Here is a 14,180-nt window from a genome sequence, read left to right on the forward strand (position 1 = left end):
GCGGTGAGACAGACGGAACTGGCCACGGCCTCGGACGTGGAGGCGGCCGCGCGCATCGCGCTGGAGGCCGCCGAGCGTGCCCTGTCCCGTGCCGCCACTGAACGCGACCGGTTGAGCGCTCGACGTTCCCAGGTGTCTCGAGAGGTCTCGGATGCGCGCCGCGCCCTGGACCGGATGAGCGCGGAGCTGGCGGATGCGATGAACTCAGCGAACCAGGGCAAGATCGCGGCCGAACAGACGAGGGTGCGCGTCGAGGACCTGCGGCGGCGCGCCCTCGAGGAACTTTCGCTCGAGCCAGAGCAACTGATCGCCGAGTTCGGGCCGGAGGTGATGGTGCCGGCGCTGCCCCTCGACCCCGACGACGTGGAGAAAGCCGAAGCCGCCAAGCCACGCGCGTACGTGCGCGCCGAACAGGAGCGCGCGCTCGCCACAGCGCAGAAGGACCTGGAGAAGCTGGGGCGCGTGAATCCGCTGGCGCTCGAAGAGCACGAGGCGCTGGCGGCGCGGCACAAGTTCCTGGTCGATCAGGTGCAGGACCTCAAGGCGTCGAAGGCGGATCTGCTGCGTATCGTCCAGGACGTGGACCGCCTGGTTCAGGAGGCTTTCACGGCCGCGTTCGCGGAGACGCGCAAACAGTTCGAGCACGTGTTCGGTGTGCTCTTCCCGGGCGGCCAGGGCGACCTGGTGCTCACCGATCCGGAGGATATGCTCTCGACCGGCATCGAGATCGAGGCCCGGCCCGCCGGCAAGAAGGTGAAGCGCCTGTCGCTGCTGTCGGGCGGCGAGCGTTCCCTGGCCGCGATCGCGTTCCTGGTCGCGATCTTTAAGGCGCGCCCGTCTCCGTTCTACGTCATGGACGAGGTCGAGGCCGCCCTGGACGACATGAACCTGACGCGCCTGCTCACCATCTTCAAGGAGCTGCAGGAGACGTCGCAGCTCATTGTTATCACGCACCAGAAGCGAACCATGGAGATAGCGGACGCCCTGTACGGCGTCACGATGCGTGATGGAATCACGAGGGTGGTGTCCCAGCGCTTGGCGGACTAGGGAAGGGGTCCTCGCGTGAAAAGGCCATTGCTTCTACTCGCGATGACACCGCCACCGAAGAAAATGAAGACAGAGATTTTTGGAACCGAGAGAGGAGGACAATGAGCAAGAAACAAGAGGGGACCTACCGTCTTGCGGGAGGAATCACCGTTACCGACGCTGATCTTGAAGCAGATGCTCAGCGCTTCGAAGCGGGCGAGTGCGACGGAGTGTGGAAGCTTCTGCCGGGGCGTCCGCAGCTCTTCGGCGAGGACACGATGCCGGTCGGCACGCGCCTGCCCGAATCCTTGGTTCGGGAGCTCGACAAGGCGGCAGGGGAACTTGGACAAACCCGCACTGAGCTTGTGTGTCGTTTCATTTCTGACGGCTTGATGTGCTGAATCCGTTAGGTCGAGGAAGGGCGTCTGCCACTGTGCGGTTACAGACGCTTCTTGTTCTACAGGATCCGCATGGCCTCTAGAAGTCGGCAGTGTCATCAGTGTGGATAAGCATGTGCGGCGTGTGACTCCTTACGGCGATAAGTGCGTCACCGTTGTCTTGGACTTTACGGCCATTTGCAATCGCAGTGGTCCCTCCCGACTCTTGAAGACGACCTCGATCCGCTACAAATTGGTATCTAACACCTGGCCGGCCTCTCAGCCCGATGCTGGTGTGAGTGCATTGAAATCGTTGGGATGGACGGAATCACCGATTTTAAGAGTACTGCCGCCGAGGTACGACATATTGCTAGAGCGGGCATGGACCCCTGATGCGTTGTGCGACTCGACGGGATTGCTGTCGATGAGTGCCGCAGATGTATCCAACAAAACATCACTATCGGTGTGTGGGCCGGGGATCTCCCGTACAAGGTACGCAGGACGCTAGATACCAGGTCATGCCCGCTCACGTAGCGTCAGCAACAGCAGCCACTCGAGCTGTTTGCCAGCGATGAGCATGTCGCCCTAGAGGTCATCTGGAGCGTCTACCAGAACATGGCTGACAGCTACCACGAGCTTGCCACGCGCGCGCGGGCAAGGATCGGTCCACCCGCTCGTAGTGGCCCGGCCCGCCGAGCTTGCCACGCGCGCGCGGGCAAGGCGAGCGTGGTGCGTGTAGTCCTCTGCGATAGGTGCTGAGAACGACACGCGCGTGGGCAAGACCCTGATGCAATTTGAAATCAACGCATTGGCCTCCACGCGTGCACCGAGCTACCTGACTGAACTCCTCACGCTGGGGAGCATACTCAAATGTCGTGTCGGTGCCTTGCGAAACCTCACCCGCGACATCACCTGAGTACTCTTCGAAACCGGCGGTAATCCCTAACTACACCCGCCTTTGTGAAGAGCGACTTATGGCATCGATAGATTCTTGTTCAAGTGACCTTGTATACTTTGTCCAGTCTTTAAGGGCATCAAATTCGTTTGGCCATTTTTTGGTGAGTATTTGTCTTAGTTCTCTTAGCTCTTCTTCCGTCTGGGCGATCCTATCTTTCATCCATGAGTGCTCTTTCAACCATGAGCGGTGGCGGGGAGAACCGGCAGGATATGGGTTGAGATTGCGTAGGGTCTTAAGCTGCGTTTCAGTTTTGATATATTGTGTATAGTGTCGGGATACTTCGTGGATCGAAAAGAATTGTGATTTGATTTTAACCCAGTGGATCGGGACTTTAATCCAGGAAAACTTAGATTTTGTTCCCTTGAACTTGTGACTAGGAGGGTTTTGTTTGAAACCAAGTTCCGTTAGGTAGTGTACGTAGATCATGTGTTCGAGGTTATCGCCAATAATCACTGATTCGCTGGAGGAAGCGTGCATGATTACGTGTGCCAACCATATCATTGTCGCAAGCGAGAGTGTCCCAATTATGGCTCGTGCCCACGGGTGTATTTCTAAGTCAGTTATGCCTGGAGGGGAGATTGCTAGCAGTGTAAGAATTATTGATAATGAGTATAGGAGTATGAATTTGATCATAAACCATATGAAAGTCAGAATGCTAAATGGCTTATATGCTCGAGCTACTTGTCTCCTAATAATTTTTCTTAAAACTATGTCGTTGGCGAACCTGCTAATGGCCCTATCGTCGTCTCTGTATTCTGCATGCGCGTTCAGTAGGTCCAAGGTTTTGGTGAAGTTATCTTCTCCGCGTATTGAGATATTTGTGATGGCTGTTGTGGCGCTGATAATCAAAGCCAATATTGAGCTTATTGCAAGGATATTGTCCTTCATGTATTCTCCTGGTGTGTGATCTGATCTAAATTGACCGATGTTATTGAGGTTGTTTATGTTTGAATTATTGTAGTCAGTGTACAACTTGAAAGAGGTGCATGCTGTTTAGTAAACAAGCTATGTCGAGGAGGCTAGGGGTGGCGGCGTCGCTGGGTGATAGCAATGAGCTTGTTGAATGCTTCGGGGGGTGGTAGTCGAAGGTGGTGCTGGGGTAGTTGTCGAATTTGTAGGCGAAGGGGTTGAGGTAGGGAGATTTGGTTAGGGGATGGGCTTGTCAGTACATTCTTGATGGTCTGGTCAGGCGGTTTATGTCCAGGCTGTGTGATGTCGTTCGTTGTGGAGTGAGATTGGTGCCGGGAATGCTGACCTTTGATCTGGATAGGACGCGGGCTTCTGGATAGGTTAATAAGCTATCCAGAACTGCGTTTCCTATCTAAAAGAGTGAGGGTGTTCGGTGGAGTGTAGGTGGCACAGGCCAGCTGCCGCTAGGTGGGTCTAGCTGCGCACTAGTGGGTTAACACAGCCAATAGAGGTGTCTGGCTGCCAGACGCTGCGCGCGGTCACCGCCCGAGCAGCCAGCGGCCAACCCGAAGCTGACGAGCAATGCCGACTATCCAGGTGCTACCACCTAAGACCGGAGCGCAATGAATCTTCGGGCGGCCGCGCGCCCATGATGCAGGGGCTTCCTCCACTGATGACATGTGACGATCTAGTATAGCGCCTTTGCCGCAGCATAATGCCGCACAGTCACCTTGCCAGCAAAATGCAGTGCCCGCTGCCTCATGGCAACGGCGGTTCGAGTATGAAAACGCGGGCAGGGACCCTCTGTCCCTGCCCGCGCCTCGAAGCTGTGCGTCCCGCCGCTGCGGGAGCAGTGATATCAGTCGTTCATGAAGTGGCGTTCGTCCAGGATCTGTGCGCCAGCGCCCACCAGGGAGGGCAGGTGCTCGTTCGCGTGGTGGCCGCAGAAGAAAAGCTGGCCGCCCGACGGCATGGTCGCACGAACCCAGGCGCGAGCGCCGCAGGCGTCGCAACGATTCGCCGCGCTCAACTGCGGCTCGTCCAGTACGGGGCGTTCAAGAATCTGTGCCTTCATGCATCCATCACACACCATTGAGTCACCCCCGCGCACCCCTGTTCACCGGGGGCGCAATCTCTGACCACCGTCGACACCGCGACACAACGCCTCACGGGCCACGATAACGCAGAAAAAAGCCCGCGAGAATGTCGCGTGCGACGAGCGGCTAAACCGCGCCGATCAGCGCAAAATAGCCCAGGCCTCGTCAAGCGTGGAAAGCCTCCCAGAACCCACGCCACACGCCCAGCGGACCGCAAATGAGCACGTAGCCACCTATGATTCACCTCGTGACTCCTACCGACGCATCCGACTACAACGCACGGCACCTCTCCGTCCTCGAGGGCCTCGAGGCGGTGCGCAAGCGCCCCGGCATGTACATCGGCTCCACCGACCACCGAGGCCTCATGCACTGCCTCTGGGAGATCATCGACAACGCCGTCGATGAGGCTCTGGAAGGATACTGCGACACCATCGACGTGCGCCTCCACCCCGACCACTCCGCCTCCGTCGCCGACAACGGTCGAGGCATCCCCGTCGACATCGTGCCCGGCCAAGGCCTGACCGGCGTCGAGGTCGTCTACACCAAGCTCCACGCCGGCGGTAAGTTCGGCGGCGGCTCCTACGCGGCCTCCGGCGGCCTCCACGGCGTCGGCGCCTCCGTCGTCAACGCTCTCTCGGCGCGTCTCGACGTGCAGGTCGACCGCGGCGGCAAGACCCACGAGATGTGCTTCCGCCGCGGCGAGCCCGGCGAGTTCGACGACTCGAAGCAGCGCACCCCCAACTCGCCTTTCGCGCCCTTCACGGATGGTTCCATCCTGAAGACCGTCGGTAAGGTGAAGAAGTCGCAGACCGGTACGCGCGTGCGATTCTGGGCGGATTTCCAGATTTTCCCGGCCACGGCATCCTTCTCCTGGGAGGATCTGCTGGCGCGCGCCCGCCAGACCGCGTTCCTCGTGCCCGGCCTGACCATTAACTGCTACGACGAGCGTGGCGACGAGGAAGTGCGTGAGAGCTTCCGCTTCGACGGAGGCGTCGTCGACTTCGCGAACTGGCTGGCCTCCGATGGCCCCGTCACCGACACGTGGCACATCACGGGTGAAGGTACCTACAACGAGACCGTGCAGGCCCTCGACTCAAAGACCGGCCACCTGCGCGCCACCCAGGTCGAACGCACCTGCGAGGTCGACATCGCGCTGCGCTGGGGCATCGGATACGACACGGCTATCCGGTCCTTCGTCAACATCATCGCCACCCCCAAGGGCGGCACCCACGTGGCCGGCTTCGAGCAGGCGGTCCTCAAAACCTTGCGCGCCGCCATCGACAAGAACGCGCGCAAGCTCAAGGTCGGTGCAAAGGACGGGCGCCCCGAAAAGGACGACGTGCAGGCCGGTATGACAGCCGTCATCACCGTGCGCTTCCCCGAGCCTCAATTCGAGGGCCAGACGAAGGAAACGTTGGGCACCCCGCAGATCCGAGCCGTCGTCAGCCGTGTCGTCGCCGACTGGCTGAAGGACAAGTTCGCCTCCTCCAAGCGCGACGACAAGCAGCAGACGTCCCTCCTCATGGAGAAGGTCGTCGGCGAGATGAAGGCCCGCGTGTCTGCGCGCATCCACAAGGAGATCTCGCGCAAGAAGAACGCGCTGGAAACCTCCTCGCTGCCCGCCAAGCTCGCGGACTGTCGCCTCGAGGATGTGGCTGAGACAGAGCTGTTCATCGTCGAGGGCGACTCCGCCCTGGGCACGGCCAAGGCCGCGCGCAACTCTCAGTACCAGGCCCTCTTCCCGATTCGAGGCAAGATCCTCAACGTGCAGAAGGCCTCGACCGCGGACATGCTGGCTAACGCCGAGTGCGCCAATATCATCCAGGTGATCGGCGCGGGTTCAGGCCGTACTTTCGACCTGCCGCAGGCAAGATACGGCAAAGTCATCCTCATGACCGATGCCGACGTCGACGGCGCACACATCCGCACCCTGCTGCTGACCCTGTTCTTCCGCTACATGCGACCCATGGTCGAGGCCGGGCGCATCTACGCGGCCGTCCCACCCCTGCACCGCATTGAGGTCGCGGGCAAGGGACGCAGGAAGCGTGAATTCATCTACACCTACTCCGAGGATGAGCTGCACCGCAAGCTCGCCGCGCTGCGCCGCTCGGGCCGTACGTGGAAGGAGCCGATTCAGCGCTACAAGGGCCTAGGTGAAATGGACGCCGATCAGCTGGCGGAGACCACGATGGATCGTGCCCACCGGTCGCTGCGTCGAATCACCCTGGCCGACGAAGAAGCCCTGCGCCAGGCGGAGGACGTGTTTGAGCTGCTCATGGGTTCGACCGTTGGCCCGCGCAGAGAATTCATTGTCACTGAATCGGCCGGCCTTGATCGCATGCGGATTGACGCGTAATTTCGGGCACAAGCTGTCAACTTTCTGAAAAAGCGTTCATCATGAACACACAAATATCCGAGGTCAGTGTGACTTAAGGCCCGATTACCCGCTAGGATGTTACGCATGACAGGACTTGCGCAGCGACTCACGCCGCCCGTGTCCGTCCCGTACCCGGGCAGTCACCTCGGGTTGCGCTGGCGGCCCATGATTGGCCGTGACGCACCCGCCGTGTACGCGCTGATCTCCCTGATCGAAGACGACGATAACGCTATTCGGCGCACCTCCGTGGAAGACATCGCGGACATGATGGAGGGGGAGAACGGCCGCGATTGGGTGGATACGATTGTCGGCCTTGATGCGAATCGGAATATTTGCGCGGTCGCATCGGTGCGTGTGCTGCGCGGCATCCATGAGGCGGCGACTGCCATCGTGAGCGCCTATATCCATCCGCATTGGCGAGGCCGCGGCGTGGGTCGAGCCCTTCTGTACTGGCAGGACGGGCGTGCTCGCCAGATGCTGGTCGAGACTTTCGGTGCCGAATCGGACGTCCCTGTGTCAATCTCGAACCTGGTGGATGCGCACATGACGGATCGCCGCCGCCTCTACATTGCGGCAGGCTTCTTTGCCAAGCGCATCTACCGTGTCATGTATCGCGATCTGGCGGGCGGCGAAGTAGCCCCTCAGGCGCGCCACGGCTACCGCATCGTACCGTGGAGCCAGGTTCCGCAGGAACAGATCCGCGCGATCCACATGGAGGCTTTCCAGCAGGCGTTCCGTTCTCCGCTGCGTGCCCTGTGGTGGGATGACGCGATGAATCACTTCGATCCGCGCTGGTCGTTCGTGGCTGTGGACAGCGAGGGCGAGGTCGTCGGCTATGCGATGACGGGTCGTCCTGCGCAGCGCTGGGTTGCCACCGGTCGGCCGGAGGCCTATATCTATCTGCTCGGCGTCGCCGAGGCACACCGCGGTCGTTCGGTGGCTAGTGCCCTCGTGGGCAACGCTGTCGCAGCCGCATCAGCGTCGGGTGCGTCACGCATTGGGCTCGATGTGGATATGTCGAGTCCTGATCGGGCGCATAGTATTTATGAGCATCTTGGTTTCGTTGACGAAGCCGCCGAGGTTTACTACACGATCGATCAGTAGTCCGCTAGGAGTCGAGCATGAGCATTCCTCTCGCGCAGAGAGCCGGTGCCCCTGAGTTCGTTCCCTTCCCGGGCGAGCATCACGGCATCGAGTGGGAGCCGCTGACGGCTTCTCATCATGTCGGCTTGTCGGCGCTTTTTGCGCGCATGGAGGCTCGCGATAATCCGCCGTACCGCACCAGCCCGGACGAGGTAAAGGAGATGCTCTCGTCGGCCTCTCATTGGCGAGGCCTCGTCGGGGTTGCGCGCAGGGGTATCGCCGCGGGTCGCCTCGTTGCCTTCGCGCAGGTGGTCCTGCGATTCCCTGGGCGCGTGGAGTGTGTGTGCGTCGGGGGAGTGGATCCAGACTTTCGGCGTATCGGCCTCGGTAATGCGATTGTCGATTGGCAGGAGGGGACGGCGCGCCAGATGCTCGCCGGTGTTGAGGGCGACGGTCCTGCGCAGATTACCTGTCACGTTGAGGCGGGGCAGGATGATCTTGAGGCGCAGCTGAAGGTGCATGGTTTCCGCTGGGCGCGCACCTACTACGAGTTGCGCGCGACGCTGGAGGACCTGGCTCCGATGCCGGACCTTGGGTCGTACATGAGTATCGAGGCCTGGGATCCCCAGTGGGAAGAACCAGCCTTGCGTGCTGCGAACCGTTTGAACGAGTCGGAGTGGGGGCGTCCCCCGCTCACGCAGGAGCAGTGGATGCAGGGGCGCACCGCTTTTGCACCCGAATGGTCTTTTGTTGCCGTGGATCGCACGGGTGATCGTCCGCGCGTCGCGGGCTTCCTGCTGGCCTCGCGCTACGAGCAAGACTGGGCGGCGCTGGGGTGGCGCGAGGGCTACATCGACCAGTTGGGCGTGTTGTCGGCGTGGCGCGAGACACACGTTGCAGACGCGCTGATCCTGGCCTCGATGTGGGCGCAGGAGCGCGACGGCATGGATCGCTCGGGCACCGGCGTCGGTTCTGCCAACCACACGGGCGCGCTGGCGGTCTATGACTCTCTGGGCTTTCGCACGGTCGGGCAGACCCGGCTGTATGCGATCGAAGTGTGACAATCGTCCCATATTCTGGAACAGTGTCAAACTAGGACGATTGTGTGTTGTGTTTCACGTTTGCAAGCTTCTTGTGAGGAGTGAGTTTCTGTGAGCACTTTCGCGGGAATCGCTCCCTTAGTCCTAATTGTCTGACCAATTAATTTTTTAGGCTCGCAGCGGAGGACCGTGAGCGTCCTCGGTGCCACGCGCGCCCCATCTCCACAGTGCGGAGCCAGCATGACTACGAAGTCGTCAGCACAAAACACATCCATTCCGCCTCTGGTCATTCGAAGCGCCATCGTTGCCTCTCTCGGCGGCCTGCTCTTCGGCTTTGACACGGCGGTCATTTCCGGTGCGGAAGAAAAACTTACCGAGCTGTACGCTCTGTCCTCCTTGGGTGAGGGCATGATCGTCGCCATCGCAACCATTGGTACGATCTGCGGTGCCATCGTCGCCGGTAACCTCGCCGACCGCTTCGGTCGTAAGCCGATCCTGTTCTGGATCGGTGTCCTCTTCGGCGTTGGTGCTCTGGCAACCGCGCTGGCCCCTCTGCCCGCACTGGTCACAGGTGCGGATGGAACTGTGTCGGCCTCGTCCTCCTTCCCGATCACCTTCTTCATGGTGTTCCGCTTCCTCGGCGGCGTTGGCGTGGGCCTGTCTTCCGTGGTCGCGCCCATCTACACCGCTGAGATTGCGCCCGCTCGCGTGCGTGGTCGCCTGGTCGGCCTGGTCCAGTTCAACATCGTCTTCGGTATCCTCCTGGCCTACGCCTCCAACGCGGTGATCCGCGAGATCGCCCACGAGGAGACCGCGTGGCGCTGGATGCTCGGCGTCATGGCCGTCCCCGCCGTCTTCTTCCTTGTCTTCCTGGCTACTGTGCCCGAGACTCCGCGCTGGCTCCTGGCTCATGGACAGGAAGAACGCGCTGTCAAGATCTCCGAGCGCCTCACCGCCACCCAGGCAGAGAGCCACGAGCAGATCGACGAGATCAAGGCGCAGATCGCCGAAGACGCCGCGGGTGGTAAGGTCGCCTTCTTCACGCGCCGCTACCGCAAGGTCATTCTCATGGCGTTCTGCATCGCGATGTTCAACCAGCTCTCCGGTATCAACGCGATCCTCTACTACGCGCCGAAGGTCATGAAGCTCGCAGGCGGTGCCGCCGTCCTGGGCGACGCCTTCCCCTACATCGGCTCCGTCATCGTCGGCCTCATGAACCTCATCGCGACCATGGCTGCCCTGACCGTCATCGACAAGATCGGTCGCCGCCAGCTCATGATCGTCGGCTCGATCGGCTACCTGGTCTCCCTGGGCTTCCTCGCCGGCATGATGTTCGCCTACGAGGGCGGCTGGTTCGAGGAGGGCAGCGCTGCTCCCGTGTGGCTCATCCTCCTGGGTCTCCTCGGCTTCATCGCCTCGCACGCCTTCGGTCAGGGTTCGGTCATCTGGGTGTTCATCTCGGAGATCTTCCCCAACCGCGTACGTGCGCGCGGCCAGTCGCTGGGTTCGCTCACGCACTGGGTGTTCGCCTTCATTACCACCTATGCCTTCCCTGTGCTCACCGATAAGCTCGGTGGTGGCTACGCTTTTGGAATCTTCTTCCTCGCGATGGTCGGTCAGCTATTCTGGGTCCTGAAGGTTATGCCCGAAACCAAGGGCATCCCGCTCGAAGAAATGGAAGAGAAGCTGGGGTTGACGAATGACTAGAATCGTGAACATCGGGGAAGCTCTCATCGATGAGATCACCCGCCCAAACAGTGAACCCGTCGAGGTCGTCGGGGGATCGATGCTCAACGTCGCAGCCGGTCTGACCCGGCTGGGTCACGAATCCGAGCTGGCGACCTGGTTCGCGCGCGATGCACGCGGCGACAAGGTCCGCGAGCACGCCGAGGCCGCGGGAGTGACCCTCACTCCCGGCTCTGACGGAGCCGAATTCACCACGGTTGCCCATGCGGCAGTCGACGAGAAGGGCCATGCCACCTACGAGTTTGATCTCTCGTGGGACGTGCCCGCCGTTGAGGATCCCGAAAGCGTTGGACACGTGCATACCGGCTCCTACGTGGTCGTCGTCGAACCTGGTGCCGACAAGGTCCTGGCTGCCGTTAAGCGCCAGGCTATTCGTGGCACTGTCTCCTACGATCCGAACATCCGTCCCGCTCTGCTGGGGACGCCGGATGAGGCCCGCCCGCACGTCGAGGCGATCGTCGCCCTCGCTGACGTCGTGAAGGCGTCCGACGAGGACCTGAAGTGGCTGTACCCGGATCGTCCCATCGAGGACGTCCTGCGCGAGTGGTTGCAGTCCGGTCCCTCCCTGATCCTGTGCACGCGCGGCCCGTGGGGCGTCTACATTTTGACTGCCGCCGAGCGCGATATGCTGGTCGTCGATCCTCTCGATGTCGAGCTCGTGGACACGGTGGGCGCGGGCGACTCGCTTATGGCAGGCCTGATCTCCGGCCTGGTCGACGCGGACCTTTTGGGTTCGGCTGAGGCGAAGCAGCGCCTGCGCGAGGCGTCGTGGGACCAGATCCTGCCCGCCATTCACCGCGGCATCATCACCTCGGGTATCACGATCCTCTACCAGGGCGCTTACTCGCCCACGCGCGAGGAGGTCAACGAGATCCTGGCAGCAGACAAGACGCTGCGAGGCTGACAGGGGAGCAATCCTCGACTGATGGGTGTGGGCCCGGCCGATTGGCCGGACCCACACCCATATCAGCGTGACCCTGACAAAGCGGTGGGGTGGCCGGGATTTTTCCCGGCCACCCCACCGTCGTAACAACAGGAGAGCGTCAGCCAATCGCCGCAATCGCGAAGGTGATCGGCACGCCCGAGCCGTCTCGGCGCTCGTCCTCGGCGGGCAGCTCCACGGGGGTGCCGTCGGAGGCAGCAGCCCGCCCAGGCCTCGTGCCGACCCACGCGATGTCGAGGCGATCCTCGCCGCGCAGGAAACGCTGACAGCGCACGCCCTGTCCGCCGCGGCCCTTCGACGGGTAACACTCGAAAGGCGTGACCTTCACCGTCGTCTGGCCCGTGCCCGGCAGCGCGCCCAGCGCCGCGGCCACCGTCACGACGACAGCATCGATGGGAGCCTCGATCACCCAGAAGCCCAGGGCCACGGCACCGGGGTTGAGCTTCATGCCCGCCATGCCACCGGCCGTGCGACCCTGCGGGCGAACTTTCGCCGCGGGCGTGCGCAGCAGCTGTGCATCCGAGGAGATAAACACCAGGTCAGCGTCGTCCGTGCACTGATCGAAGCCCACGAGGTGGTCGCCGTCCTCCAGGGTGATGACCTCCCACTCGTCGCGCTGGAGCACGTCCGGGCGCAGCCGCTTGACCGTGCCGTGGGCCGTGCCCATCGCGACGATGGCTTCGCTCTCAGGGTTTAGGAGACCCACGGCGGGCACATCCGTGTGCAGGAGCATCGAGGACGGCATAGCCCCGGCCAACGACAGACCCGTCTCGAAGCGGGGGAGCGCCGGCAGGTCCACGACCTCGATGCGGTGCGCGATGCCATCCTGGGTCACCACGGCCACCTGCGAGCGCACCGTCGAAGCCAGCTGCACCCGCCAGCCGTCCGAGGCTGCGCGCGGACCCGGCTCGAGCGGCTCTCCGCCCTCGACGCGAGCAAGCGCGCCCGAGGAGGACAAAACGACCACGCACGGGTCGTCCGGGATCTGCAGCTCCAGGCCCTCACCCGAACGCGACACCGACGGCAAGGCTGCCAGGGCGGCATCCTCCGCAGCCACCGTAGCCCCCACTGGCGTGCCCGTCGAGGCCATGAGCAGCGTGCGACGCGGCGTGCCCAGACGCTTCGAGACCTCGCGCAGCTCCTTCTTCACGAGCTTGCGCAACAGCTTCGGATTCTCCAGGATCTCGCGCAGGGAAGCGATTGTCGCCATCAGCTCGTCGCGCTCAGTCTCCAGCTCGATGCGGGAGAACTTCGTGAGGCGACGCAGGCGCAGTTCCAGAATGTAGTTCGCCTGGGCCTCGGACAGGTCAAAGGCCGTCATGAGGCGCTCACGCGCGCTCTCCGCGTCATCGGAAGACCGAATGATCGCGATGACGTCATCGATGTCTAGGATCGCGATGAGCAAGCCCTCGACCAGGTGCAGGCGATCCTCACACTTTGTCAGGCGGAAGCGACTGCGGCGCGTGGTGACGTCCAGGCGATGATCCAGGAAGACCTGCAGCATCTCTTTGAGGCCCAGCGTGCGCGGCTGGCCATCCACGAGCGCCACCGCGTTGATCGAGAAGGAATCCTCCAGCGGCGTGCGCTGGTAGAGCTGCTGGAGCACGGCCTCGGGAACGAAGCCGTTCTTCACCTCGATGACCAGGCGCAGGCCGTGGACGCGGTCAGTGAAGTTCTGGACCGACGAAATGCCCTTGAGACGGCCCGCGTTCGCGTTTTCCTTGATCTTTTCGATGACCTTCTCGGGTCCCACCATGTAGGGCAGTTGGGTGACGACGATGCCCATCTTGCGGGCCGTCACACGCTCGATCTGGACCTTCGCACGGGTCTTGAACGCGCCGCGGCCAGTCTCGTAGGCCTCTTTGATGCCTTCGAGTCCGACGATGACGCCGCCCTCAGGCAGGTCGGGGCCGGGAATGTAGCGCATGAGGTCGGTGACGGACGCCGACGGGTTGTCCAACAGATGAATGGCACCAGTGATCGTCTCGGAAAGATTGTGCGGGGCGATATTCGTCGCCATACCCACGGCGATGCCCGAGGCACCGTTGACCAGGAGCTGCGGGAATGCGGCCGGCAGGACGTCGGGCTGCATGAACTGGTTGTCGTAGTTGGGGACGAAATCGACCGTGTCCTCGTCCAGGCCCGTCACCAGGTCCAGCGCGGCGGGTGCCATGCGCGCCTCGGTGTAACGCGCTGCGGCCGGACCGTCATCCAGCGACCCGAAGTTACCGTGTCCATCCACCAGGGGAACCCGCAAATTGAACGGCTGAGCCAGACGCACCAAGGCCTCGTAAATCGCGGAATCGCCGTGCGGGTGCAGCTTGCCCATGACCTCGCCGACGACGCGCTGAGACTTCACGTGCCCCTTGTCGGGACGCAGCCCCATCTGATCCATCTGGAACATGATGCGGCGCTGTACGGGCTTGAGGCCGTCGCGCGCGTCGGGCAGCGCTCGGGCGTAGATGACGGAGACCGCGTACTCCAGGAAGGACCCACGCATCTCATCGGACACGTCGATCTCGGAGATATTTTCGTCTTTTTCGGGAATGTCGACGACCTGGTCCTTTTTTGCCATAGGCGCAATTATGACGCGGGAACGCTCTCATTTCGACTGGGACGCAGGT

Annotated in this window: 11 protein-coding genes; 8 read left to right on the forward strand and 3 right to left on the reverse strand. The window is 61.9% G+C overall.

Going from position 1 to position 14,180, the window contains the following annotated elements:
* From HMPREF1136_RS07985 to HMPREF1136_RS10935, 3 genes are all read left to right on the forward strand, one after another.
* Positions 1-1,047, forward strand: a 1,047-nt coding sequence (locus tag HMPREF1136_RS07985; RefSeq protein ID WP_034505443.1) for an AAA family ATPase, incomplete at its 5' end; no start/stop codon positions are given.
* A gap of 101 nt (positions 1,048-1,148) precedes the next feature.
* Positions 1,149-1,427, forward strand: coding sequence for a hypothetical protein (locus HMPREF1136_RS07990; RefSeq protein WP_009648869.1), 279 nt, complete (start codon positions 1,149-1,151; stop codon positions 1,425-1,427).
* A 748-nt stretch (positions 1,428-2,175) separates the two neighbouring features.
* Complete coding sequence (locus HMPREF1136_RS10935; protein ID WP_156791866.1) at positions 2,176-2,319, forward strand: hypothetical protein; 144 nt, start codon at positions 2,176-2,178, stop codon at positions 2,317-2,319.
* Between the two features lie 30 nt (positions 2,320-2,349).
* Here the strand turns inward: HMPREF1136_RS10935 and HMPREF1136_RS10940 are convergent, their stop codons facing one another.
* Together HMPREF1136_RS10940 and HMPREF1136_RS08000 are read right to left on the reverse strand one after the other, a co-directional pair.
* Positions 2,350-3,249 (reverse strand): hypothetical protein, encoded by a 900-nt coding sequence (locus HMPREF1136_RS10940; protein ID WP_156791867.1) that lies wholly within the window; start codon positions 3,247-3,249, stop codon positions 2,350-2,352.
* An 880-nt stretch (positions 3,250-4,129) separates the two neighbouring features.
* Positions 4,130-4,345 (reverse strand): DUF7455 domain-containing protein, encoded by a 216-nt coding sequence (locus HMPREF1136_RS08000; RefSeq protein ID WP_009648862.1) that lies wholly within the window; start codon positions 4,343-4,345, stop codon positions 4,130-4,132.
* 257 nt (positions 4,346-4,602) lie between these two features.
* Between HMPREF1136_RS08000 and HMPREF1136_RS08005 the strand changes: the two genes are divergently transcribed.
* From HMPREF1136_RS08005 to HMPREF1136_RS08025, 5 genes are all read left to right on the forward strand, one after another.
* A complete protein-coding gene (locus tag HMPREF1136_RS08005) occupies positions 4,603-6,723 on the forward strand; it encodes a DNA gyrase/topoisomerase IV subunit B (RefSeq protein ID WP_009648849.1) in 2,121 nt (706 codons plus the stop codon).
* Positions 6,724-6,909: 186 nt separating this feature from the next.
* Positions 6,910-7,848, forward strand: a complete 939-nt coding sequence (locus HMPREF1136_RS08010; RefSeq protein WP_009648868.1) for a GNAT family N-acetyltransferase — start codon at positions 6,910-6,912, stop codon at positions 7,846-7,848.
* A 17-nt stretch (positions 7,849-7,865) separates the two neighbouring features.
* Positions 7,866-8,888 carry a GNAT family N-acetyltransferase gene (locus HMPREF1136_RS08015; RefSeq protein ID WP_009648877.1) on the forward strand — a complete coding sequence of 341 codons (1,023 nt, stop codon included), beginning with the start codon at positions 7,866-7,868 and terminating at the stop codon, positions 8,886-8,888.
* A 219-nt stretch (positions 8,889-9,107) separates the two neighbouring features.
* Positions 9,108-10,574 (forward strand): sugar porter family MFS transporter, encoded by a 1,467-nt coding sequence (locus tag HMPREF1136_RS08020; protein WP_009648874.1) that lies wholly within the window; start codon positions 9,108-9,110, stop codon positions 10,572-10,574.
* A complete protein-coding gene (locus tag HMPREF1136_RS08025) occupies positions 10,567-11,517 on the forward strand; it encodes a PfkB family carbohydrate kinase (protein ID WP_034505452.1) in 951 nt (316 codons plus the stop codon). Before HMPREF1136_RS08020 ends, HMPREF1136_RS08025 begins: the two co-directional genes overlap by 8 nt.
* A 139-nt stretch (positions 11,518-11,656) precedes the next feature.
* On the opposite strand, the gene HMPREF1136_RS08030 is transcribed toward HMPREF1136_RS08025, so the two are convergent.
* Complete coding sequence (locus HMPREF1136_RS08030; protein WP_009648894.1) at positions 11,657-14,131, reverse strand: DNA gyrase/topoisomerase IV subunit A; 2,475 nt, start codon at positions 14,129-14,131, stop codon at positions 11,657-11,659.
* Between the last annotated feature and the right edge of the window lie 49 nt (positions 14,132-14,180).

Source organism: Actinomyces sp. ICM47 (assembly GCF_000278725.1).
Lineage (GTDB): Bacteria > Actinomycetota > Actinomycetes > Actinomycetales > Actinomycetaceae > Pauljensenia.